Raw genomic sequence first — 25127 nt, 5'->3', positions numbered from 1 at the left:
CCATGAAATAAAGAACGCACAAGTGAGTGACACAACGAAGTCTCCATGAAATACCAAAGCCCGTCGCATAAAAAAAACCTCAAAATTTATTGATACCAATGGAACAAAAATTACGCAGCAAAGGATGGTTTGGAAGAAAAGGCAAAGACGGTTTTATATACCGTGCCTGGATGAAAAAACAAGGCATACCTACTTACGAGTTAACAGATAAGCCCATTATCGGCATCTGCAATACCTGGAGTGAGCTAACGCCCTGCAACTCGCATTTCAGGGAGTTGGCCGAGTGTGTAAAACGCGGCGTGCTGGAAGCCGGCGGCTATCCCGTGGAGTTTCCGGTAATGTCACTGGGCGAAACCCTGATAAAACCTACTGCCATGCTGTACCGTAACCTGGCCAGTATGGATGTGGAAGAAAGCATACGTGCCAACCCCATGGATGGCGTAGTACTGTTGTGTGGCTGCGATAAAACAACCCCATCGCTGGTAATGGGCGCCGGCAGCGTAAACCTGCCCACCATCGTGGTATCTGGCGGGCCTATGCTTACCGGCAAGCACCGTGGCGCCAGCATAGGCACCAGCGATGTATGGCGTTTTAGCGAAGCCTACCGGCAAGGTAAAATGACAGAAGAAGAGCTTACCCTTGCAGAAGCCGGCCTTTGCCGCAGCGACGGCCACTGCGCCGTTATGGGCACGGCCAGCACCATGGCGTGCATGGTAGAAGCTTTGGGACTTTCGCTGCCAGGCAATGCAGCCATACCGGCATCTGACAGTGCCAGGAAAGTAATGGCACATTTATCCGGCTGCGAGATTGTGAAGATGGTGGAAGAAAACCGCTGTATGAGCGACGTGCTTACCAGGCAGGCTTTTGAAAACTCCATTATGGTAAACGCGGCCATTGGAGGCTCTACCAATTTTGTGGTGCACCTGCTGGCCATTGCCGGCAGGATTGGGGTTGAACTGAACCTGGAAGACTTTGACAAATATTCCGCAGGTATACCCTTGCTGGCCAACCTGCAGCCTTCCGGTGAGTTTTTTATGGAAGACCTCTACTACGCCGGCGGCTTGCCTGCTGTAATGAAAAGCCTGGAAGGTAAACTGAACAATAGCTGCATTACTGTAAACGGCAAAACCATACAGGAAAACTATAACGAAGCCTGCTGCTTTAACGAGCGGGTGATAGCTACCGCTGATGCGCCTTTTAACCCAACATCGGGCATTATAGTTTTAAAAGGCAACCTGTGCGAAGATGGCGCCATCATTAAACCTTCGGCTGCAAGTGCACACCTGATGAAGCATACCGGCAAAGCCGTAGTGTTTGAAGATATTGAAGATTATAAGGCACGTGTGGATGATGAAAGCGTGGAGATTGATGAAAACAGCGTAATGGTGCTGAAGAATGTGGGGCCCAAAGGTTACCCCGGCATGCCCGAAGTGGGCAATATGGGCTTGCCTGCCAGGCTGTTGGCCAAAGGCATTACGGATATGGTACGCATATCCGACGGACGTATGAGTGGCACCGGCTTTGGTACGGTGGTACTGCATGCCTCGCCGGAAGCTGCTGCCGGTGGTAATTTTGCCGTGGTGCAAACCGGCGATATCATTGAACTGGACGTACACCAACGCCTGCTGCAGGTGCATGTGAGCGATGAGGAACTGGCTGCCCGGAAAAAAGCCTGGAAGAGCATTGCCAAAAAACCGGGCCGGGGCTATGTGCACTTGTATATTAACCATGTTGAGCAGGCCAGCAAAGGCGCCGATCTTGATTTTTTGAAAGGGGGCTCCGGCAGCGAGGTTACCAGGGATTCACATTAGTAAAGACGCGATGCATCGCGTCTCTACACATATATCATAAAAAAATTTCATGTACGCAAATACATTCAACGGGCAATCCGCCATTGTAACAGGTGCCGGGCAAGGCATAGGTTTGGAGATTTGCATGCAACTGGCAGCGGCGGGTTGTTCCGTTATACTTAACGATATTGACCCGGCGCTTACCGCCCAGGCTGCAGACGGGGTTAACAGCAAGTATAAGGGCAAGTGTACCGGCCTTGCAGGAGACGCGTCTGATGTTGGTTTTATCCGCGAAATGGTGGATACGGCCGTATCACTATACGGCGGCCTTAACATAGCCATTGCCAACGCAGGCATTACCCTTTTCGGCGATTTTTTTAATTATGAGCCTGACGCTTTTTCCAAGGTGCTGCACACCAACCTGGGTGGCAGCTTTTTTCTGGCGCAGGCTGCGGCCAGGCAAATGAAACAGCAGCAGGATGGGGGCAGCATATTGTTTATGTCATCCGTTACCGGTCACCAGGCCCATAAAAACCTGGCTGCTTACGGCATGACAAAGGCCGCACTTGAAATGCTGGCCAAGAACCTGGTGATTGAGCTGTCTTCTTTTAATATAAATGTAAACGCCATTGCCCCCGGCGCTACCATGACGGAAAGAACGGCAGAGGACAAAGACTACAAGGCCACCTGGTCTCACATTACCCCCATGGGCCGGCCAGCTTACCCGTCTGATATAGCCAATGCTGCGTTGTTCCTTGTCGCAAAGCCCTCCCGGCACATTACCGGCCAAAGCCTGGTAATAGACGGCGGTTGGACGGCAGTAAGCCCATCGCCTTATGATGAGTAGTGCTCTCATCCCCTAACGGGCGTATTAAAAATTATGGGACCGGCAGCAGGACATAATTTAGCTTCCGTTGTGTCACTCACTTGTACGTTCTGTTCGCTACGCGGCTTTTTCCACCATATAGTTTTTGTTTCTGCCGCCGGAAGCGGCAGAAACTTCTGTGGCCTCTGGAAATATTGCGGGTGTGTGGTAGGATTTTATAAGTGGCTTTGTAATCCGATGATATGAAGGGTTCGCTGTTATCGCCCCCTTCGCTTAAATGCTCCGTAAAGATATAAAGCACAAGAGTGCGACGCAAGGGACGCCTCATAGTAGTCCTGCAGGTGGGCTCCATAAAAATATTGCTGCTGCATTACTGCCGCCACGTATATTTACGGCGTTAGTGAGCATTCATCCCATCTTCAAAAATAACCCCGTTATGGCATTACTGGAGAAGCAACTGGTTGTTAAAAAATCAACTTTACCCAATGCGGGCAAAGGCTTGTTTACCCGTGAATTTATACCCAAAGGAACACGGATTGTGGAATATACCGGCACCGTTACCACCTGGAAGGAAGTAGAGCATAACGATGGCGCCAATGGCTACATTTTTTATGTAAGCAGCAAATATGTTATTAATGCGGCTCCTCATAAAGAGGCACTGGCCCGTTATGCTAATGATGCCAGGGGTTTTTCGAGAGCTGAGGGTAAGCTTAACAATGCCTGTTACGAGAAAGATGGCAACAAGGTTTATATTAAATCCACTAAAAATATTGAAGCCGGCAGTGAAATATTTGTGAGCTATGGTAAAGAATATTGGGATACCATGAAGAAAAACGCGGAGATAGGGTAGGGGATAATCATGATTGTCTTTCCGGCGCAAAGCTGCGGCTGTTTGGGCTAACAACAACGGCGCCTGCGGTTGTAGTTTTGTGTTATCAAAGTCAGAAGGATTTTCATGATTTGGAATGGTTAAATAAACGGAGAAACAGTAAGAGCGGCATTCCTGCCGCTTTTTTGTTGGAGATATAATAACCGCTCTTTTAACGTCAGCCGTGGATAAATTGCGCATGCCCCGGTGATTGAAGTGTATTAAAATACCCGCTGCTGTAGTGGCGGCGCATAATAACCTGTAGCAGTATGGGCTGTTGTTTAATCTTTATTGAATATTTACTGCCAGGTAGTAAACAGGCGAGGCTTTAATATAGTCTTGTTCTACGGGTTTGCCTGGTATTATAATTGGCGCAGCCTTTGGTTTGTTTACAGAAAAGTAAAAATCATGGCAGAGAAAACATTGCAGTATATAAGCAGTAAAATGAAGAACATAGACCTGTGCATGTTCACTACAAAAAGCGGCAGGGGTACACTCACTTCAAGACCTATGAGTAACAATGGTGATGTGAAGTACGACGGCAATTCTTACTTTTTTAGTTTTGAGAAAACCAAGAAAGTAAAAGAGATACTGGATGACAGTTCTGTAAACTTAACCTTTAATACCAAAGAGGGTATGTTTATTAGTGTTGCCGGCAAAGCCCGTATAATAAAATCAAAAACTGTTATGCAGGAGCATTGGGTACCTTCCCTTAACCAGTGGTTTAATGAAGGGGTAGATACGCCGGGTGTTGTAATGATTGTGGTAAAAGCGAATAGGATAAAGTACTGGTATAAAATGAAGGAAGGTGAAGTAAAAGTGCCGTAGCCGGCTATATTTATTATTTGTAGCGGGAAAGCTATGCATGGACTGATTTTTGTGGGCTGAGAAGTATAGTTTTTATCAGCAAATCTTCATTCTTTACTTACGCCATATAATACCGTTCTCACCGATATTATAGCAAACAAAATCCCAAAATTGCCGTTGCCGTTTTTGCCTTACTTACAAATAGGTTTCTTTTGCTGTTTCTGTGTTTCCTGTTCCGGTTAACACAATATCCTGCGATTGCTTCCCGGCTGTGTAACGGCTGAAATCCCTGGGCTTATTTAACGGTAAAATTTAACTTATAATGAAATTATATTTACTCCTCTTCTGTCAGTTGTTTGTTATTGGTGTTGTGTTTGCACAGCAGCGCACATCAGGCATGGCTGAAAGCGGTAAGGTAAAAATAAAAGGTATTGTTACCGATAAAACTACCCAAAGCATTATAGCAGGTGCCCGCATACAATTGCTGAGCGATATCTCCGACGAAGAAAAAACGAAAGATGCCGCGTTTACCGGGAATGTTATTACAGGTCTTGACGGCACTTTTGAATTTAACGATGTGCCATTTGCGCCTGCCTATACGATAATTGTTACAACAGTTGGTTACAAAGCTTTACAGCAACAGGTAACTGTTTCAAGGCCAACGGGTAATACCGCTTCGCCTGGCAGTATTACCGACGTTGGTATCCTTGCCCTTGAGCAGGATGTAAAAACCCTGGAGAACGTAACGGTTACCGCCACCAAACCCTCCATGCAGTTTGGCATTGACAGGAAGATATTCAACGTGGAAAAAAGCATTACCGCACAAGGCGGCACAGCCGTAGATGTAATGCGTAATATACCATCCCTTACTGTTGACGTAAATGGTAATGTTGAAATGCGCAATACAAGCCCGCAGATTTTTGTTGACGGCAGGCCCACTATCTTAACGCTTGACCAGATACCTGCCGATGATATTGAACGGGTAGAACTGCTTACCAACCCATCATCAAAATACGATGCATCCAGTGCCGGTGGTATAATTAATGTAGTGCTGAAGAAAAATAAACGCAAAGGGTTCAACGGGCTGGCATCTGTAGGCGGGGGCACACCGGGCGTGTTAAACGGTAACCTTAGCCTTAACGTGCGGCAGAGGCAGTTTAACTTTTTTGGGAGCGTTAACTATAACCGCTCCGGTGGCGCTACCACGGAAAAAACATTCCGGCAAAACAAAGACAACGGCAACATTACCGATTACTTTAACCAGGTATCCGATAACAACCGTACACGCAGGTTTAATTCCGTTCGGTTTGGCGCCGATTATTATATTGACGACAAAAACACTGTAACTTTTACGCAAGGTTTTACCAGGGGACGTTTCCGCAACAACGAAACGCAAAACCAGGATTACCTGGATGCCGCGCAGGTATTGGATTATACCGGCCTTCGTTTTTCTGACGGTGCTTCTGAATTCAGCAGAAACAGCAGCAGCCTCATCTTTGATCACGTATTTGAAAGGCCCGACAAAAAGCTAACCCTGGATGTTACCTACAACAGCGGCTCCCGCAACAGTGCTACGTTAATCACCACCCAGTTGTTTAACCCTGATGGCAGTGCTTACCAGCCGGATAACGTGGTGCGCAATGCAGGTTCGGGTAAAGACAAACAGTTTACCGCCCAGTTGGATTATACCAACACGGTTAACGAAAATAAGAAGGTTGAATTCGGCCTGCGCACTTACCTCAATGATAACAATACCACGTTCGGCGCTTTTTCCGTTGACCAGTCAAACGGCGAAACCAAGCTGCCATTGAGCAATAATTATAAATACCGCGAGACAGTTAATGCCGGTTACTTTAATTATGCCAACAAAATAAACAGCTTTAAATACCAGGTGGGTTTGCGTGTAGAAATGTCGAAGCTTGACGGTGAAATGATTGACAGCGCCTTTAAGTTTGGTTACAGCTATCCTGACAAGATCGGCAATATCTGGAGTGCCCTTTTCCCCAGTTTCTTCTTAACCAAACAATTAACGGAAACACAAGACATACAGTTTAATTATTCCAAACGTATAAGGCGGCCGCGTTTTTGGGAAGTAAACCCTTTTGTAGATATCAACGACCCTTTGAATATCTCCCAGGGTAACCCGGCTTTAACACCGGAATATGTACATTCTTTTGAACTTAACTACTTTAACCGTTTTAAAGAGGGCAGCTTTTTGGGTGTGCTGTACTTTAGAAACAACGGCGGGGATATCACCGAATACAGCGATACCATTTCACCACAGCTATACCAGCAGTTAAGCAATGCAGGCGTTTCGCCCAATGCCATTCTCAATACCTTTATCAATGCGGGTTACACCAACCGCATGGGGGCAGAGTTTACCGTACAGCGAAAGTTTTTTAAAGAGCTAGACCTTACTTATAACCTTAACCTACAGTACCGGGAAACCAATGCACAGGTTAATAAATTAAACCTTAGCAATACGGGCTTCAATTATAATACAAAGCTTATCGCGGGTTACAAAATTCAATCCGACAAAAGCAAACTGTTTAATAACCTCAGCTTTCAACTGGTGGCAGAGTATGAGTCGCCGCGTGTAATACCGCAGGGCAAAACCAAGAGCCAGTTTGTGTCAGACTTTGCTTTGCGCAAAGAGTTTCTTAAGAACAAGGCCGGTGCTCTGTCCATTTCCGTTAACGATATTTTCAACACACGGCGCTTCGGTTCCATATACGATACAGAACGTTTCTACCAGGACTCCTACAGCCGGTGGAGTGTCCGCACTTTCAGGGTTACGTTTAGCTACAAGTTTGGCAATGCTGATTTTGACCTGTTTGGCAAACGACGTGGCAATGGCGGCGACGGTGGCAGTGAGGGGTAGGATTTTCTTTTTTCAACTCATCTTTTTTTGATACCAGCGACAGTACTTGTGGTGGCTTCGTTGCGTCGCAATCACTTCATCGTCCGGTTCAATGGGCGGCTGTTCAGACCCGGGTAGCACTGGTGCGTGAAGACACGCACCAGGGAGTAGTGAGCGCCAAAATAAAATAATAAGCTGGCTGGCAATCCATTCATCGTTCTGTTTTCATGGCGGCCGTTAAGACTCTGGTAGTAGTGGTGCGTGAAGACACGCACCAGGGTTAGGGAGTATTACACGTTAGACAACCTGTGTTCCGGAGGAACACTTTGTTGGTAGAACATGGCGATAGTTTTACCTGCGTTCCAGCGGAACGCTTTGTGCCTGTGCCGGCAAGGATAGACACAAAAAAGTTCCTTTGGAAGATAATAGAACGTAAATGGTTATTCTATCCACAATATGTACTCCAGGAACATAATAAGCCTTTGCACTTACGTTATGTAACCTTAATAAACAATATTGCTGAAAGGAATTCCAAAGAGTACCGCTACCGATGTTTTTTCTCCAAAAGATTTATCCGGCCTTACCTGGTTGGTTACATCAAAACTGCTAACCCTGAATTCTATGTTGAAGGAAGATTTACCCTGTTTGTTTATCAGTACAACCGGCATACCTGCACACAGGTTGAAAGGATGGTAAGTGCCCATATTTTTTTCCGCTGACACACTTATGCCAATGTGCGAAGATGGCGGATAATAAACCAGCCTTATGGCTGCCGCCGGCGTGATGAAATTACTGTATGCACCGGTATATATGTCCTCACCGGTAAAGGCTTTTAAAGAGGCGCTGTCTGCCCCGCCAAGCCGCCTGTATTCATCCTGTGTTATTTTTTTCAGGAGGTCAGCTTTTGCGGAGTTATTAAGGAATGCGGTTATGCTGCCTGTTAAAAAGAAACGGCCGGCCTTGCGGATTTCCCAAAACCTCGTATGGTAAAGGCCTGCTTCCAGTGGGTAGCTCTTTTTGTTTTGGAGTTTAGCTGTTAGGCCTGGCGTTACGGCTGCATGCTGTTTAAGTACGGGCAGGTACGCAAAAAGGCTTGTCCAACTGGTGCTGATGCTGTTATAGCTGTTGCTTTCCAGTAGGGCATCGCATTGCATGTCAGCAAACCGGCGTATGTATTTCGCTTCCAGGTTTTGATAGAAGGGGTCTTTAACGGCTTTGTAGTAGCCTGCCGTATCGGCGGGTATTGCACGGGTTTTATAAAGAGAATCAAGGGTAGTTTCAAATTCCCTGCTGTCTTTGGTGAGTTCTGTTTCCAGTTGCCGCAATATTAAAGACCGTTGTACATCCATGTACGTTTTATGAGAAACGGTAGAAGATGATTGCGCTGTGCAACTATAATGGCTCGCAGTTTTCCCCATCCAGGTATGCTTGACAGTAAAACCAAGCTCGTTGTTATACTTCCTGTTATTGATGGCTGCATTGTAGGTATTGTACAGGTTGGCGCTGGCCCCGGCTGAGAAGAATTTTTTTGCCGGCTCATCCGGTTTGTTTGAATTATAGAAATTGTGATTGACATTAAAGCTACCCGTACCGGTATTAAGTGTTAGGTTGTTTTTGAATAAAGAAAGGTCTGTAGTATTAGACAGGTAGCTGCCCACTTTATCTGACAGGAAAAGGTTCATAGCCCTGTTGCTGATGAGCCGGCCATTACCCGTATTGCATGCCCCACCGGATACCTGGTGGTTAATGCGTCTTAGCTTGAGGATGATAGTGCTGTCGTTTAGTTGCGCCTTTGCAAAACAGGGCGCCAGGCAAAAAATGGCCGGCAATACCTTACGCATGCAATGATTGGTTTGTTGTTTAAAATTAGAGTTTTATCAGCAGCGTATTTAGAATAATGTGATGCGTTATTGTAAAGATGGCTGATAGCAATTCCTCATGTTATTATTTAATACAGTGCGGGATATACGGCACCTGCAGCGCCCGGTTATACCTAAATGTTGTTTTTGCTGCTTAACGCCAACAAGATAAAATGCGCAATGGCACTATTCAACCCCTTTGGGGTTGGTATCTTATCATTAAATGCCGCCCGCGGATTTCCTCCGGCGCTATTCACATTAAGCCCTTTGGGCTGCGGCATAATTTTATCCTGTAAGCACCATAAAAGTTTGGCCAACCTATGCAGTATTATTCTATGGCGGAGCGGACAGCCGTGCCCAAAGCTCCTTAAGAGCCTAATGTAAAAGAGGCCTTCCGGATAATTATTAAACGGCTGTCATTACCCTATAATGCGGGAAAAGCCGGGACCACAGCCCAACAAACTTACTATTGCTGACAGCCCCAGAGATAATCACGCATTAATGAACTCATGGGTTACATGATTTTGGCAAACTGGCTTTCCCGTTTGTTGATTACCGTTTTTTTGATGAGGGATATTTCGAAATCGGCCACAAGGTTGGTATAGTTTTTAAACACTTCATAAGCTGTTGCGAACGGATAGTAGTAACGCTCATAATGCGTGGGGGTGTGGTTATCGGCCATGTAGTAAAAATAATCCGCAGCCTGCAGCCTGCCCCAGGTATCCAGCGATGTGGCGCAGCCTGTTTCGTGTACCATGCTTTCTATACTGTAAATTTTTTTGAGGGTGTTGTTTTGCATCACATTCTCCCAGCAAAGCGCACTGCCCGTTGGGTGGCCTTGCCAGGAAACGGTTTCCGGCGCATCGTATGTATCGGACGGACTATACATACTTATGGCCCTAGATGGCGTTGAGAAATTAAAGCCCCTGTGTGCCAGCACTTCGGTGGGCAGGGCACGCAAAAATTCAAGTACACCGGTATCTCTGTGTTTGTGGATGCCGAAGGTCTCATAATCAAGGTAAAGGTTGATGACTTCTGTACCGCCAGTATGGTTATGAAGCCACTGGGCAAACTTATCTGCCATTAAGGGGTGCTCGTTCCATTGCGTATCGTTAAAGCGGAAGGCGATATCATCTGACAATGCTGAGTTGCGCAAGAGCAGGATGATGTTGTTGCCGCCGCCGGGATAATAAAGCCTGTTGGAGGTGCGCCCCTGCAAAATGCCTGACAGCCCTTCGCACAAGATGGCTTTATAGCCAAGGCTGGCTACCGTTTGCGCAATGCTGTTGTTATGGATTACTTCCGTATTCCTGAAAACGGCCGGTGTTAGCTTAAAGGTTTGCTGTATAAGCCGCGTATGCATGTTTACCTGCCGTTTAAATTCACTTTGCGAATGAAGGGAAGCGAGGGAATGATAATATGTTTCCGCCAGGAATTCTACATGGCCCGTGGCAGCCAGTTTTTGGAAAGATTCAATTACATCGGGCCGGTAGCGCTGCAATAGCTCTATTACCAGGCCGCTCATGGAAAAGGTTATGCAGAATTTTCCATCCTGTTCAAGCAGGTCTTTCAGCAATATGTTATTAGTGGGCAGGTAACATTCCTCCGCCATGGTATTGATGAGTTCTTTATCGGCTGTAACATCTTCGTAGCAGTGGTCAATGTCAATATCATGCAGGCGGTAATCTCTCAGGCGGTATGGCTGGTGCACCTTAAAGTAAAGACAAACTGTTTTCATACAAGCACGCATTTAATGTTAATGAATATAGTTTGCATCCTTACCGTGGCGTATAGCTAAAACAGGTTTGCTTTTAAAGCAACCATGTTGGTTAATAACCATTGATAACTTTGGCGAAAAATGTAATACGTGCAGGTAAGGATGTAAAAACTGCTTCTAAGTTAAGTGTAAAGCCCGATATAATAAAGAATCATCATTACAACAACGCCCTGATACCTGCCCTGCCAATATGAATAGTTCTGCCTTCGGCGGGTTTGCGGCCTTCGTATTCAAAAGTAAGTTCCAGGTTGTTGAGAAGGCGTTTGGTTAAATCGAATGTCCATAAAAAGTTTTTACCCGGCAACAACCCATCCAGCATAATATAGCTTACTGTGGAGTTGGTTTCGCCGGTGTATCTGATGTTGTCAAACGTGAATTTGGCGGTAAAGCTGGTGTTTTGTACCGCATTGTATTTGCCCTCCAGGTTAAAGGCATTACTGGTTGCCTTTTCGCCACCGTATGCAACAAGGTTGTTCTTGCGGGTAAACACATAGCTGGTTTGCACACGGTATTTTGTGCCGTTAATATACGTGAATTTGGGCTCGGTAGAGCGTATATCCAGGCTGTAATTCCTGTTGCCGAAAGAAGGGGTGAACAGGTTGTTCCAGCCCAGCCTTTGCAGCAGCTCTATGGTACAGGTTTTGGCAATGTTAACCCTGCCGCGTAAAGTCCATTCGTTCAGTTGCCTTGTTTCCGCGCCGTAGGTTAGCAAGGCTTTATTGTAATTCCGCACGTTGGTAACATCTGCGCCCCAGGCACTGCTGCTGCGGTTAAAGGCAAGGGTATTGCTTAGTATAAAACTCAGGTTAATCAGGGCGCTGTCTGCAACACTTCTTTGAAAAGGGTTGAACAGCGGCTTACCACCGGAGATTTCTTTTTTGGCCGTTTGCAGGGATGACTGCAGGTTAAACCGGGTAATAAAGTTTTTCCAGCCTTTGTGCTTTATGCTGTTTGCCAGGGCCCTGGGGTTCAGCGCCAGGGCATAGTTGAATTGCGTATAGCCAGCTTTTACATATTCGTACGTAGGCGTGTAAACGCGTATGTATTTGGCCTGGTCCTGAAACAGGGCTGTTTCAAACTCGTTCAACTGGGGTATGCCGTCTTTATTGTAATCGTTCCAGGCGTATTCACCCCTGCCTGCGGGCACTTCTATGTAAGAAAAATCCCTGCGCTGCTCCTGTCCGGCGCCAAGCTCGTATAAAATGTTGCCGGTTACAAAGCCGTTCCATTCGTTTATGTAATATTCAGCCCTGCCCAGCAAGCTGTTGTCGGCCTGCTGGGTACTTATTTTATCGTTGATGATGAACAGCCGCCGGTAGGTTACATTCAGCCTGAACTGGTGGTGCTTGTTTTGCAGCAGTTCGGTTTGAAAGTTATAGTTGTGGCTCCTGTCTGCACGGGCCAGCGTTTTGCCATAAGGCAGTTTATCGCTGCGGGTAAAATAAGTGAACGACCAACGGTTGGCGGCCGCGGGGTTAGACTTAAGATAGGCCGATATGGTTTCAAAAGCAAAGCTGGCTGGCGTTACGGTATCTGCCAGCCTGTTTTTAATTTGGTTATGCTCCAGTGCATAGGTGGCGCCTATAACGTAATCTTTAAAAGCCGGCAAAGATTTGCTGATGTCAATAGTGGGCCTTAAGTAAAAGCCTTTGTCAGCAATGGTATTTATGTTGGTAAGGTTAAACACATTGTTGAAACGCCACCCCTTTACATCGTGGTTGTGCTGTATGGTATTGCGGTAGCCTTTATAACCGTCGCCCCTTATGTAACTGGTAAACTGGTATAAAACACTGTTTAGTTTATCATCTGCAAGTTGCAGGCTAAAGGATGGTAACTTTTCTGAAGTGTGCTGCGGTACATAGTCCAGCCCCCAGTCCCTGCCAAACTCTACGCCACGCAGCCGTTCAATGGTTTGATAATTTTTATCTACCCATTCATAACCGGCGTTGGCCAGCAGGTTCATTTGTTTGCCCTGCCGGGTTTTCCAGCTTTCTGTTCGTTGCACGTTCAGTTTGCCTGCATAACCCACATCGTTGCCTTTATCTTTTTGAGAGAAGGTGTTTATATCATATTTGCTGCTGGCAAACTCTGCCGAAGCGGTTGTTTTATCGTTCAGCAGATAGCTTGCGCCCACACTTACTATTTGTTGCTTTTTGGGGGTTACCAAAAAGGCGGCTGGTTCAAAGCTGCCCTGCGGTACGCCATTTACCGGCGCTACCCACTGGTACACCCTGCCGTTTGCTGCATTGTACAAAGGCAGGTAGTTGCCCTTGTTAAAGCCGGTTTCAATAAAATTCAGGTTGTACCGGGCGCTATCCGGGTTGGTGGAATACACATAAATGGAATCCCCTCCGCCGGGGTATTCCATCCATATTTTTTTATACAGGATAGCGCTGGTTGAAAAGCTGTCAACAGAGGCAACCGGGTAAAAGGCGTTTTGTATGCTGTCGCCTATGTTAGCCAGGAATTGTTTCTGGTCGTTATCAAGGTTTTGGTTAATGGGGGAGTTCCTGGCATCCACATTGCTGTAAGCGGAAATATTAACGGTAAGCCGTTTGCCAAACTTTGTTTCGTTGCTGGCGTACAGCATGGAGTTAAGGTAGTTCCTGTCAGCATATTCAAACTCCACCTGTATGCGTTTGTCTTTCGTGATCATCCTTTTGGGGGTAAAAGTTACTTCGGCGGTGTTGTAGTTAATTACGTAATCCTGGTCTTCGCCGCGTTGCATCTGTTCGCCGTCAATAAAAACTTTTTCGGTGCCCGCCAGCAGTATAAAATAAAACTCGTTGTTATTGCCCTGCAGTTTGTAAGGCCCCTGGTTGCCTTCCTGGCCCTGGAATATATTGCGGGCAAACTTTCCTTTTGCTATGGCGCCGCTTACCAGCGAAGTGCCGCTGATGTTTTTGCCGGCCCTATAGTCCTGCCGGTATGCTAAACCTTGAAGACGCTTGTAAAATTTAAGGAAATAAGATTGATTTTGCCGCAGGTCAATATCGCCCAGGTCAACTTCCCAGGTTCTTTTCTTAAACTGCAGCAGCACCCGGTCAAACTCGTTTAGCTGTTGCGTAGTTCCATCAGGCTGTATGGGTATATTATTGTCGGTAATGGCGGCGGCCATTTCAATGCTATCGCCGATAAAACCGCTCAACTGCAGGTTTAGCTGAGAATTAAAAACTGCATCCTGGCTGTTGCCAAAACTAAGGCTGCGGCCAAAGCTGCCGTTGTAATTAAGCTTGCCGAAGTTGAACAGCGAAGCCTGGTCTGCTCCGCGGTTTGGTTTGTAGGCAGGGGCGGCCACAAAGTTGTTTTGCACACTGTCAAACCGGTAGCGCTGTGCCACGGCATTTAACCGTAGTGGAAATACGCGGTATACAACAGTAACGCTGTCTGTCGCCGCCGGTTTTTTCCAGCGCAGCAGGCCGTTGATGGCGTCAAGGCTGTAGTAAATGCTGTCGTAGTTTTTAATGGAGACAGAGCCCGGTACAATACTCAGCGAATCCAGCTTTACAGTAGCGCTGCCCGCTATTTTTTTTGTACGCAGGTTAGATGGCTGGGCGTAAACAGCCAGCGCAAAAAGTGCCGACACAAGTGATATGACAATTTTCTTCAGCAGCATTCAGTCACTAACATGCAACAATTTTCGGTTAAAATTCATTGCCGGTAAAATTTAGTGCTGCCGTATTTATCTTTTCAATGCTGTTTTAACCCGACGTTTCCAGGATTTTATGGTACGGGCGAATGGTTTTTCAATTAAGCTTCGTTGTGTCACTCACTTGTACGGCTGGTTTTTCATGGCGGCTTTCCAGGCCCTGATAGATAATGTTTCCGGCACCTGCGGTGACCGAAACCATAACCCGTAAGGCTGGCTCTATAAACATTGGACATAGGATTAGGTTGCATAAGCGCAAAGGCTCGTTATGTTCCGGGAGGAGCATTTCATTAAGTTAAGCATTAAGAAAACATACCAGCAAAAATAGCCATCAATAAAAGCCTGAAAGGTTATACTAAGAATAGCCCCGGTTGCAAACCGGGGTTACTGCATCCGGACAACCCAACCCTGCAAGGGTTGAACCTCTTTCGTATTCAACCCTTGCAGGGTTGCTGTGCGATTCATCTTTAACCCTGGGTTTAACCCGGGGCTATTTACATTTAGCCCAAAGGGCAATTGAAAAATTTCTGTACATACTGTAAGCTCGTGCCTGCGTTATTTTGTATTAATAATCATTCAACTGGTAGTACCCAGGGCCCCGCCTAAAGTAATATCTACCCGGGCTGAAAAGCTGCATAGCGTACAAGTCGTACAAGGAGTGACACAAGGGACGCCTCATAGTAGTACTGCAGTCCGTCCCAAAAAAATTGAATGGTATCATGTCTAAGTTTTTTATGCGGCTGATTATTGTACTTTAGCTGCTTTGTGAAAATTAAATAACCGGTATGTTTAACAGCGAAGTTTATATTGAAAGAAGAAAGCAATTAAAGCAACAACTGGGTACTGGTATTGTACTGTTGCCAGGCAACGAAGAGAGCAGCATGAACTATAAAGATAACTGGTACCATTTTAGGCAGGACAGTAATTTTTTATACTTTACCGGTATAGACAGGGCCAGCCTGTTTGCTTTGATTGATATTGACGGCGACAGGGAAATTATTTTTGGCGATGAATTAACCATGGATGACATTGTATGGATGGGGCCAAAACCTACCATAGAGGAACAGGCCGCCTTATGTGGCATTAAAGATGTACTGCCATTAAAAGAACTGGCCAGTTATATTGAGACTGCCAGCCTGAAAAACCAGCGCTTGCGCTTTGTGCCACCTTACCGTTCTGAGACGGCAATACAACTGAGCACTCTTTTAAATGTGCCTGTTGCCGGCCTTAAACAAATGGCTTCGGTTGACCTTATAAAAGCCGTTGTAGCGCAACGTTCTGTTAAGACTGCAGAAGAGATAGCCGAAATAGAAAAGGCGGTTGATATTACCGCGGCCATGCACCTGCAAGCCATGCGGGCCACCGCGGCTGGCAAAACGGAAGCAGAGGTGGCTGCCCTTGTACATGCTGCGGCCATTAAAGGCGGCGGCAACCTATCCTTCCCCATTATATTTACAGGGAACGGCCAGATACTGCATAACCATTACGGAAACAATGTGCTTAACAGTGGCAGGCTTGCCCTTTGCGATGCAGGCGCGGAGACTGCCATGCACTACGCCGGCGACCTTACCCGCACTTTTCCCGTAGATGCGGTTTTTACCAACCGTCAAAAAGAAGTGTATGAAATTGTGAAGGGCGCACAGGCAGCGGCAATAGCTGCACTGCGGCCCGGCATACAGTTTAGAGATGTTCATTTTATAGCCTGCGAGCAATTGGTGCTGGGGCTTAAACAAATTGGTTTGATGAAGGGCGATGCCAAAGAAGCTGTAGCGGCGGGCGCCCACACTTTGTTTTTTCAATGCGGGCTTGGCCACATGATGGGGCTTGACGTACACGATATGGAAAACTTAGGAGAAGAGTATGTAGGGTATACGCCACAACTAAAGAAGAGCAGGGAATTCGGGTTAAAATCATTAAGGCTGGGCAGGGAGTTGCAGGAGGGATTTGTGGTAACCATAGAGCCTGGTTTGTATTTTATTCCTGAATTAACGGCAAGATGGGAGTCGGAAAACAGGCATGCAGCATTTATTAACTATGATGCGGCAAAAGATTATAATGATTTTGGCGGGGTTAGAATAGAAGATGATTACCTGGTTACCGCTAATGGCAGCCGTTTATTGGGCGGAGATCTTTTACCGCGCAGCATCGAAGAAATTGAAAGCATCAGGAAAGAAGCATTACAATAAACATTTGCTGGTTTTGTTTCGGGAAAAAGAATTTGAATGCTTGTTCCGGAGTAAGGCTTATGGTGCATAATGAAAAAGTCATGAGTTGTTTAAATGAACTCATGACTTTTTTATGTGAGGTTAGTTTTGTTATAACCTTCCCGCTTACTTGTTCAAATTAGTTTAAGCAGGTACACCATTGTTAAATGCTCTTGCAGCTTTGCGCTCTATATTGCGCATGTGTTTATTCATGGTGGAATGTGCATCACTGGCGGCATTTTCTACATCATCAACCAATTTTTCTGCTTTGCTTCTCCTAAAAAAATAAGCAGCCACTCCAATAGCTACCGCTCCTAAAGCTATACCACCTGCAATTAATTGTTTGTTCATACAAATAGTTTTAAATGGTTATGTAATGGCCTGGTTTGCCAATAAAATGCACCAGGCTTTTTTACTTATAATCAATAGTTTACAATACCCATACCAAAACGTTTGCTATTATTATTTTAACTTTCAGTTGATATTTCCTGTTCACTTCTCTTAAACCACCTTGCATGAAATCACCATTGCTTGTTATTGCTGTAGCGTTACTCTTGTTATCCTGCAATGCGCAACAAAAAACCGGAAAAGGCACTGAAACAGTGTTCAAGTCAGTTAACGTAATACCGATGGATACGGAAACCGTATTGGCGGACCAGGATGTTGTGATAAGTGATGGCAAGATTACAGGCATGGGTAATACCAGAAGTGTTGATTACAGTAAAGACGCGGTAATTATTAATGCCAAGGGCAAATATCTTATACCCGGGCTGGCTGAAATGCATGCGCATGTGCCCCCGATAGACGATATAGAACCAATGAAGGAAGTGTTGCTGTTATTCGCTGTAAACGGTGTAACTACCATAAGGGGAATGCTTGGCCACCCGCGGCATATTGAATTAAGGAACAAAGTAAACAGCGGGGAAATATTAGGCCCTAAATTCTACACTTCAGGCCCTTCTTTTAACGGGCAAACTGTGCCAACCCCGCAGGCAGCCGAAGCATTGGTGCGTGAGCAAAAAAGTGCAGGTTATGATTTCCTGAAAATACACCCCGGCATTAAAAAAGAGCCTTTTGCCGCATTGGTGAAAACAGCTAAGGAGGTTGGCATACCCATAGCCGGCCATGTGCCTTATGAGGTAGGCGTATGGCGTGCCATTGATGCGGATTATGCAACTATTGACCACATGGATGGCTTTGTGGAAAGCCTTGTGCCCGGCATTGAAAATGTAAAAGAACAGGATGCCGGTTTGTTCGGTATGTTTATAGCCGCCCGTGCCGATACCAACGCCTTGCCTAAACTGCTTGCCGGGTTAAAGCAACACAATGTTTGGGTGGTGCCAACACAGGCGCTGGCAGAAAGATGGTTCTCTCCGTATCATTCGCCGGAGGCCCTGGCTGCCGAGCCTGAAATGGTTTATATGGATGCTAAAACCACCAGCGACTGGATAAACGCCAAAAAAAGCCTGATGGCCAACAGTAAATACGATTCACTGGCGATTGTCCATTATATTACCCTACGTAAAAAACTGATAGCGGCCTGTTATAAAAACAATGCCGGTATCCTTTCCGGCTCCGATGCACCACAGGTATTTGATGTGCCTGGCTTTTCGCTGCACCACGAACTGAAATATATGGTAGATGCCGGCCTTACACCTTATGAAGCACTGCGGACAAGCACTGTAAACGTTGCATCTTTCTATAAAAAGAGTGATGAGGGACAGGTGAAGAAAAATATGGTGGCTAACCTGGTATTATTGAATGGAAACCCTTTAACGGATATAAGTGAAACGGCGAACGTGGAAGGAGTGGTGCTGCGTGGCAAGTGGTTATCAAAAGATTTTATTACCCAAACATTGGCCGGATTGAAAAAGAAGTAGCTGCAAAAAAAATCCCGCATATTATGCGGGACGTTATTGTTTAATGTTTCCTCTAAAAAAATTAAGCGCTTCTTTTTTTGCCTGCCAGCACAAGCACTACACCCGCTACCACGGCTACGCCGCCAGCATAGGTGGGCCAGCCAATGGTTTTGTTTTCTTTACGGTTTATTTCAATAGGGCCGGCGTCAACAACTTTTTCTTCTTTGGTAAAGTTGATGCTCCTGAAAACAAACATAAGGATGCCTGCGATGATTAGTATGATACCTGCTGTTCTCATCTTGATTGGTGCTTTTAAAATTGGTGATTGTTATAGAGGTTTTAGTCTGATGAAGAGAAGGCTTTCTCAATTTTATGCATGAAGTCAGATACCGGGCCTTCCATTTTATTGGTGCGGTCGTCAACAGTATTATCGTTCAGCAGGTTGCCAATTTGCAATTCAGCAGGCAGGTACAGCAGTATGTTTTGCCGTTGTGCTGCCATATAATCTTTAATTACCTGTCCGCTGCTATCAGTGCCCGTGCTTTCTTTAATAACCGTTAAAGCTTCGGCAGCAGTACGCTCCATTATTTCTTCAGCCTGCTGACCGGAGACGCTTCCATATTTAGCAACTTTAGCTATCACTTCGCTGTCGGCGCCATCAAACAACAATGAAAGCAGGGATGTAGAATTTTTTCCACTAACAAGCTTCACAGCATCTTCGTTGCTGCGGGTGTGTTTGTAAATGCCCACCAATGTAGCGGGTATGGCAGCTTGCGCCAGCAGCGAACCATTTGAGTCAGGTGCGTCCTTTATTTCCTGTGTATTCGGGTCAATTTTTTGCAATGGCCCGTAACCTAACCGTTGCTGTAATGCGTCTATGATATTTGTAGCCATATAATATTCTTTTCGGGTTAGCTAATGTTGTATAGGTAACATATTAAAATATTGTGCCAATTAGCCAGATGGTTGAGGGTAACGATGATTTAAGGGACTGTTTATCCAGGTTTTCGCGTTCTGCTGTGATAAGATTTTTAGGGGGTGCCCCCAAGCTGCGCAAGGGGTCGGGCTTTCCGCTCATACTCCGCCACAAATCCGCCGCACAAATCTTCAGCGGGGTATCCGCTTCAATCCCTCACCCAAAGTGCAACACGCTGCTGCTTTTGCGGGCAGGTTTATAAGTGGAAATGAGAATGTACGCCCCCTGCAATCTATCAGGGTCTTAAAAGCCGTCCGATGAACCGAACGATGAAAGGTTTGCGACGCAACCGGGCCGCCATGAAAAACCGGACGCTGGTATCATGCGGCTTTTACTGCGGTTATTATTTTACCTGGTATTTTTTGGCGAGTGCAGGGTAGATGTTCAAGAGAGAATCAATGGCCCTGCCTTGTTTGTCGAAGATGAACTCCCATGTATTCAGTGGCTCCCATATAAACGTGCCTTTAACAAGCCCTTTTTGCACACCGAAAGCTATATCATTTACTTCCTGTTTATGGGCCGTGTATTCAACCACAACAATGGGGCGCGGGTAGCGGTTGTTAAGGTCTGTAAGGTTGCTTTGTAAATCAGCAAGGGTGCCATGCCATTGCGGATAATAGGATTGCCCGATGATGTCAAAAACAACATTGCGGGAAAGCATATTGTCAAGAAAGTACCGGGACTTCTCATTTTCGCCGCCGTTGGCAATGTGCAACATGGTTTTTATGTTCGGCGAAACTTCTTTTACTGCTTTTAAACCGGCATTCAGAAAACTTGCCAACGTATCAAGGTTTACAATATTACCGTCTGGCCACAGTATGCCGTGGTTTACTTCGTTGCCCACCTGCACCATATCCGGCAAAGTGCCCTGCTGTTGCAATGCCAGCAATACCTGTTTGGTATAATCGTGCAGGGCAGTGTTAAGCTGTTGAAAGCTGAGGTTTTTCCATGCTTCGGGTTTGTACTGCTTACCGGGATCGGCCCAGGTATCGCTGTAATGAAAATCAAGGAGGAATTTCATGCCAGCCGCCTTAATGCGTTTGGCCATTTTTTTGGTTTGCTCAAGCCCGCAGTAACCTTTGGCTGAATAGCCACTGTCAGCCTGCGGATTGTTGAAAATTCTGAGCCTTATATAATTGAAACCATGCTGTTTGAGAATACTGAAGGCATCGCCGGTTTTACCCTTTACTGAAAAGCGTATGCCTTCATCTTCCAACTGCGGCAGAAATGAAATATCGGCGCCTATTATTTTTTCAACGGAATCTTTTACGGGAGAAGGGGCACTGATAGATTTATTGCCCGGGCAGGCAAGTAAAACGAACGACACAACGGCTACAAGGCTAAGCAATACACGCTGCATATACGGCATTTAGATTTGGCTAAAGTTAAGGGTAAAACAGAAAGGGCAGGGATTAATCAAACAGTATAAAAGTTGTGCCGCTGCCCGGCGCCGATTTTACAGTAATGCTGCAGTTAATGGCTTTGGCAAGGTCTCTTACTATATGCAGGCCCATGCCTGTTTTGGCGTTTACGGCATCCGTTACATTGTTTAAGGTTTGTAATACGTTCTGGTTAATGCCCGGACCGTTGTCTGTAACAGAAAGAATAGTTGCACCTTTTTTTTCATACGCCTGCCAGGTTATGGTTGCACCAGGAGTATGCTGTAGAGCCTTAACCGCATTGGCGGTAAGGTTATACATGATGGTGTGCAGGTAGTTTTCATCTGTATATATACTGAGGTTTTGCGGGTTATTATAAAGCAATTGTACTGTTTTAGTTTCTGAAAATAGCTTCTGCAGGTTGCTGAACAAGGCGCTTACTTCTACATCTTTCATCATGGGCTTAAAGTTCTTCATTTGCTCCTTACTCCAAAGCAGCATGGTCTCCATGTTTTCCAGCAGCGTTTCTGCGGATGCGGTTAATTTCTGCTGATGAAACGCAGCCTGTGCAGCAGACAACAGGCCCGGTTCCTCTTTTTGCAAACGCAGAAAATCCAACAGGCTGGCTACAGGGTTTCTCAGGTCGTGCGTAAGTATGGCGAAGAATTTTGCTTTAAGCCGGTTGGCGTCTTCCAGTTCCGTATTTAATTGCCGTAAAGCTGTATTGTTCTTTTTGCGCAGGCGGTTTTGCTTGTACAGCAACGCCCCGATAATAGCCAGCAATACCAGGCCGGTAAGCATGGCCAGGCGTTGCCTTTTCTCCGCCATCAAAGCCAGCTTGTTTAGCTCTAACTGTTTATCCCGAACGGCTATTTGCCGCTGGCTTTCGGCTTCGGCAATTTTGTTTTTGTTTTCCTGGGAGTATATGGAGTCACGTGTTTCTGCGTAGTTTTTAAAATTGTAGTACGCATTTTTATAATCGCCCTTAAATTCCTGCAACTCGGCCAGTAAACCGGTAAAATAAGCCTGGCTTTCAATGGCGCCTGTTTGCCCGCTTAGTTGTATGGCCATGCTAAGGTGTTCTTCTGCTTTTTTTAGCAAGGCAGTTTTATTGCCGGGCATAATGTTGCTATACTTTACCTTATGGCTGGTATCGTAACGCACCACATCAAGATAGGCTAAGCCCAGGTTGCCGGTATTGGTTATGGCATCGCTGTGCATGGGGTTTACCTCATCCCACAGTTCTTTTGACTGTATCCTGGCTTCAATAGCACTGCGGTAATCGTTTCCGTAGGTTAAGGAAAGGCTTGACCACACAGAAGCGAGCCCCATCAGGTTGCCAGACGATTGATACATGGCCAGCGCCTTGTTAAAGCAACCTTTTGCTTTGTCAATATGCTGCTGGCTGATATATACTTTTCCTATATTTTCCAGCGTATTGGCAATTTCATCAGGCTTGCCCAGCTTCTCCCGTATTATCAGGGCCCTTTGGTTAAAGGCCAATGCTTTAGGGTAGTTCTTCTGTATCATATACACCGCCGCTATGTTGCCCAGCGTAGCTGACATTAACGTACTGTCCTTTATTTCTTCACACAAGGCCAGGGCTTTAAAATAATAACTGACCGCTGCCGTATAATCAGAGCGGATGTTTTGTGCTGCCGTACCCATATTGTTATTGGTAGAGGCCATATTGCGCTTGTCGCCTGCTTTTGTATGCGTCTTCAGAGAGATAGAAAAGTGGCTGATGGCTGAATCAAAGTTACCCATGGAGCTGTAGGCCTGTGCGATATTGTCATTAAAAACAGCAATGCCTTTGGGCCATTTCATTTTTTCAGCATGCGCCAGGCCGGCATTCGCAATTTGCATGGCTTCTTCAATATTGATGTAAGTAAGTTCATTAAATGCACGGTGGTACAAACGGGCTTTTATGGTATCATCCCCGGCAATAGGCAGGGCCTGATGTAGCAGGGAATCAACCAACAGGCGGCCTGTTTTTTGCGCGGTAATGGTTACGGGCAGTAAAATAAGAAGCAGCAGTTTTTTCATGCAGGTTATTTAAGGGCAGCCAATGCCTCTTTGTAATTTCTGCCAACCGGCAGCGCAATATCTTTTACCAGCACTTCCGTTGCCGTAATTTTAGAAATATAATCCTTTTGTACGGCATAACTGCGGTGTATGCGCATAAATGTATGGAAGGGTTTTTCCTTCAGCAGGTTACCAAGCAGGGAAAGTACACAGTACCTTTTAGTAAGGGTAACAATCCGGGTATAGTCTTTCAGGGCTTCCAGGTATACAATGTCGCCCAGTTTAATTTTTATTTTATCATGCCCGTCTTTTATGTAGAAACTGTTGTCATTTGGCGTGCTGTCAAACCGGGCAGCCTTATTGCGTACCGCTAAATATGCTGTAAGCCGCTCAACTGTTCTTGCAAACCTGTCAGCATTTACGGGCTTTACCAAAAAATCCAGCGCTTCTTTTTCAAAAGCCTCTACGGCGTAGTCGGGGTAGGATGTAATAAAAATACAGGCAGGTATATGGAAAAGTTTTTCCCTCAGTTGCAGGCCGGATAATACCGGCATATCAATATCCAGCAACAGTACATCCGGGGCATTGGCTGTTGCCGCCAGAAAAGCTTCTTCAGCGTTATCAAATACACCTGCAATATGCAGTGCAGGAAACTTATTTACCAGCGACATAATATTCAGCCGGGCTATTTCATCGTCATCTACTATCATGCAGTTAGCCTTTGTTTGGGCAGTATTGAGGTCCATAGTTTTGGCCGTGTATGTTGGTAAACAAATCTACTTTTTTATGGCGAAAGAGAAGGTATTACAGGAACATCCTGATAAAAAGCTATAAATGCGGCATTTTGCAGCGGTTGCCTGTTGTGAAGTATTATGGCTATATTCTGCCTGATGCTATTTACAAAAACACAAAAGCCGGCAAATGATTATTTGCCGGCTTTTCAGTGACCTCGTCAGGATTCAAACCTGAAACCTTCTGATCCGTAGTCAGATGCTCTATTCAGTTGAGCTACGAGGCCATTCCTGTATTTTGGGAGCGCAAAAATAAGGGAAAATGGATTCCAGCCAAAAACATTGTTGCTTTTTTAAAAACAGTGTGCAAAAGAAGGGTAAAGCTATAGTTACATAAGTTCAAACAGTGCTGGCTAAATACGGCCCCTTCTTACCTTAAGTACAAATCTTTTCTTATTACATTTGCAGTTTGGCTAACCTAAACGTAACAAGTACAAGCTATGGTAGATATCTGTTGTGTGGGGCATATTACATTGGATACTGTGGTTACCACCCGTGCGGTGGTGCACATGCCCGGCGGCACTTCTTTTTATTTTTCTCATGCTATGCGCAATATGGACGTAAGCTATTCCCTAATAACCGCCCTGGCACAAAAGGAAATGAGTATAGTGTCGGCGCTTGCCGCTAAAGGAGTTGCCGTACAGGCGTTGCCAAGCCGGCATACCGTGTATTTCGAAAATATTTACCCGGAAAATATGGATCACCGCATTCAGCGGGTAACACAAAAGGCTGATGCATTTTCAGTTAGCCAGTTACAACACACCCAGGCCAAAATATTTCACCTGGGCCCTTTACTGGCAGATGATATGCCGGTAGAGCTGATACGCCACCTGGCAGGTATCGGCAAAGTATCTTTGGATGTGCAGGGCTACCTGCGAAAAGTGGAAAACCAGGATGTAGTTGCTATTGACTGGCCGGCTAAAAAAGAGGCACTGCAATATGTAGATGTGCTTAAGGCAAACGAATACGAAATGGAAGTGCTTACCGGTTACAGCAGTGTGCGGCAGGCCGCTATGGAGTTGTTTAGCTGGGGGGTAAAAGAAGTGGTAATAACGCTGGGCAGCAAGGGCTCGGTTATCTACAATGGCGATGATTTTTTTCATATACCTGCTTACATACCTTCTTCTGTTGTGGACGCCACCGGCTGTGGCGACACCTATATGGCGGGTTACCTGTACCGCCGCATCAAGGGCGACAGCCTGCAGCAAGCCGGTGAGTTTGCCGCAGCAATGGCTACTTTAAAAATTGAGTCTTCCGGGCCGTTTACAAAAACTGCCGGGGATGTACGGCACCTGCTTGCTGCCAACCGGCACCAGGTAAAACCGGTATTAAATTAGCCTGTTGCATAGGTTCCCTTCACATTGTAAACCCCACATCTAACATCATAAAAAAGTACTTCGTACTTCAAACATTGTACATCCCAAATCGTACACCCCCACATCTAACATCTTACATAG

At 45.8% G+C, this 25127-nt stretch carries 17 protein-coding genes and 1 tRNA gene; 8 read left to right on the top strand and 10 right to left on the bottom strand.

Annotated elements, in window-relative coordinates; translation table 11 throughout:
- Positions 1 to 98 precede the first annotated feature (98 nt).
- From F0364_RS18185 to F0364_RS18165, 5 genes are all read left to right on the top strand, one after another.
- Complete coding sequence (locus F0364_RS18185; protein WP_153799232.1) at positions 99 to 1811, top strand: IlvD/Edd family dehydratase; 1713 nt, start codon at positions 99 to 101, stop codon at positions 1809 to 1811.
- 49 nt (positions 1812 to 1860) lie between these two features.
- Complete coding sequence (locus F0364_RS18180) at positions 1861 to 2637, top strand: SDR family NAD(P)-dependent oxidoreductase (RefSeq protein ID WP_153799231.1); 777 nt, start codon at positions 1861 to 1863, stop codon at positions 2635 to 2637.
- Positions 2638 to 3052: 415 nt separating this feature from the next.
- Positions 3053 to 3466, top strand: a complete 414-nt coding sequence (locus F0364_RS18175; RefSeq protein WP_153799230.1) for an SET domain-containing protein — start codon at positions 3053 to 3055, stop codon at positions 3464 to 3466.
- Between the two features lie 426 nt (positions 3467 to 3892).
- Complete coding sequence (locus tag F0364_RS18170; RefSeq protein ID WP_153799229.1) at positions 3893 to 4312, top strand: pyridoxamine 5'-phosphate oxidase family protein; 420 nt, start codon at positions 3893 to 3895, stop codon at positions 4310 to 4312.
- 301 nt (positions 4313 to 4613) lie between these two features.
- Positions 4614 to 7172 carry a TonB-dependent receptor gene (locus tag F0364_RS18165; protein WP_153799228.1) on the top strand — a complete coding sequence of 853 codons (2559 nt, stop codon included), beginning with the start codon at positions 4614 to 4616 and terminating at the stop codon, positions 7170 to 7172.
- A gap of 482 nt (positions 7173 to 7654) precedes the next feature.
- On the opposite strand, the gene F0364_RS18160 is transcribed toward F0364_RS18165, so the two are convergent.
- From F0364_RS18160 to F0364_RS18150, 3 genes are all read right to left on the bottom strand, one after another.
- Positions 7655 to 8992, bottom strand: a complete 1338-nt coding sequence (locus F0364_RS18160; RefSeq protein ID WP_153799227.1) for a hypothetical protein — start codon at positions 8990 to 8992, stop codon at positions 7655 to 7657.
- 532 nt (positions 8993 to 9524) lie between these two features.
- Positions 9525 to 10748, bottom strand: a complete 1224-nt coding sequence (locus F0364_RS18155) for a glycoside hydrolase family 57 protein (protein ID WP_207632749.1) — start codon at positions 10746 to 10748, stop codon at positions 9525 to 9527.
- A gap of 196 nt (positions 10749 to 10944) precedes the next feature.
- Positions 10945 to 14373, bottom strand: a complete 3429-nt coding sequence (locus F0364_RS18150) for a DUF8818 domain-containing protein (protein ID WP_235921143.1) — start codon at positions 14371 to 14373, stop codon at positions 10945 to 10947.
- An 848-nt stretch (positions 14374 to 15221) separates the two neighbouring features.
- Between F0364_RS18150 and F0364_RS18145 the strand changes: the two genes are divergently transcribed.
- The gene (locus F0364_RS18145; RefSeq protein ID WP_153799224.1) at positions 15222 to 16622 is read left to right on the top strand and encodes an aminopeptidase P family protein; all 1401 of its coding nucleotides are present in this window, start codon (positions 15222 to 15224) and stop codon (positions 16620 to 16622) included.
- Positions 16623 to 16784: 162 nt separating this feature from the next.
- Here F0364_RS18145 and F0364_RS18140 read toward each other — a convergent pair whose 3' ends face one another.
- The gene (locus F0364_RS18140; protein ID WP_153799223.1) at positions 16785 to 16991 is read right to left on the bottom strand and encodes a hypothetical protein; all 207 of its coding nucleotides are present in this window, start codon (positions 16989 to 16991) and stop codon (positions 16785 to 16787) included.
- Between the two features lie 164 nt (positions 16992 to 17155).
- Between F0364_RS18140 and F0364_RS18135 the strand changes: the two genes are divergently transcribed.
- A complete protein-coding gene (locus F0364_RS18135) occupies positions 17156 to 18520 on the top strand; it encodes an amidohydrolase family protein (protein ID WP_153799222.1) in 1365 nt (454 codons plus the stop codon).
- 61 nt (positions 18521 to 18581) lie between these two features.
- Here the strand turns inward: F0364_RS18135 and F0364_RS18130 are convergent, their stop codons facing one another.
- From F0364_RS18130 to F0364_RS18105, 6 genes are all read right to left on the bottom strand, one after another.
- Positions 18582 to 18797 carry a hypothetical protein gene (locus tag F0364_RS18130; RefSeq protein ID WP_153799221.1) on the bottom strand — a complete coding sequence of 72 codons (216 nt, stop codon included), beginning with the start codon at positions 18795 to 18797 and terminating at the stop codon, positions 18582 to 18584.
- A 41-nt stretch (positions 18798 to 18838) separates the two neighbouring features.
- The gene (locus tag F0364_RS18125; RefSeq protein ID WP_153799220.1) at positions 18839 to 19393 is read right to left on the bottom strand and encodes a hypothetical protein; all 555 of its coding nucleotides are present in this window, start codon (positions 19391 to 19393) and stop codon (positions 18839 to 18841) included.
- A 425-nt stretch (positions 19394 to 19818) separates the two neighbouring features.
- On the bottom strand, positions 19819 to 20835 hold the full coding sequence (locus tag F0364_RS18120; RefSeq protein WP_207632748.1) for a glycoside hydrolase family 53 protein: 1017 nt from the start codon (positions 20833 to 20835) through the stop codon (positions 19819 to 19821).
- A gap of 52 nt (positions 20836 to 20887) precedes the next feature.
- Positions 20888 to 22900, bottom strand: coding sequence for a tetratricopeptide repeat-containing sensor histidine kinase (locus F0364_RS18115; protein WP_153799218.1), 2013 nt, complete (start codon positions 22898 to 22900; stop codon positions 20888 to 20890).
- 5 nt (positions 22901 to 22905) lie between these two features.
- Positions 22906 to 23625, bottom strand: coding sequence for a LytR/AlgR family response regulator transcription factor (locus F0364_RS18110; protein WP_153799217.1), 720 nt, complete (start codon positions 23623 to 23625; stop codon positions 22906 to 22908).
- Positions 23626 to 23823: 198 nt separating this feature from the next.
- A tRNA-Arg gene (locus tag F0364_RS18105) sits at positions 23824 to 23897 on the bottom strand.
- A 213-nt stretch (positions 23898 to 24110) separates the two neighbouring features.
- On the opposite strand from F0364_RS18105, the gene F0364_RS18100 reads away from it, so the two are divergent.
- On the top strand, positions 24111 to 25007 hold the full coding sequence (locus tag F0364_RS18100) for a PfkB family carbohydrate kinase (RefSeq protein ID WP_153799216.1): 897 nt from the start codon (positions 24111 to 24113) through the stop codon (positions 25005 to 25007).
- Positions 25008 to 25127: the final 120 nt, after the last annotated feature.

It is taken from the genome of Foetidibacter luteolus, assembly GCF_009650435.1.
Classification (GTDB): domain Bacteria; phylum Bacteroidota; class Bacteroidia; order Chitinophagales; family Chitinophagaceae; genus Foetidibacter; species Foetidibacter luteolus.
The sequence above is the reverse complement of the archived record's forward strand: the minus strand, read 5'-3'. Positions and strand labels throughout refer to the sequence as shown.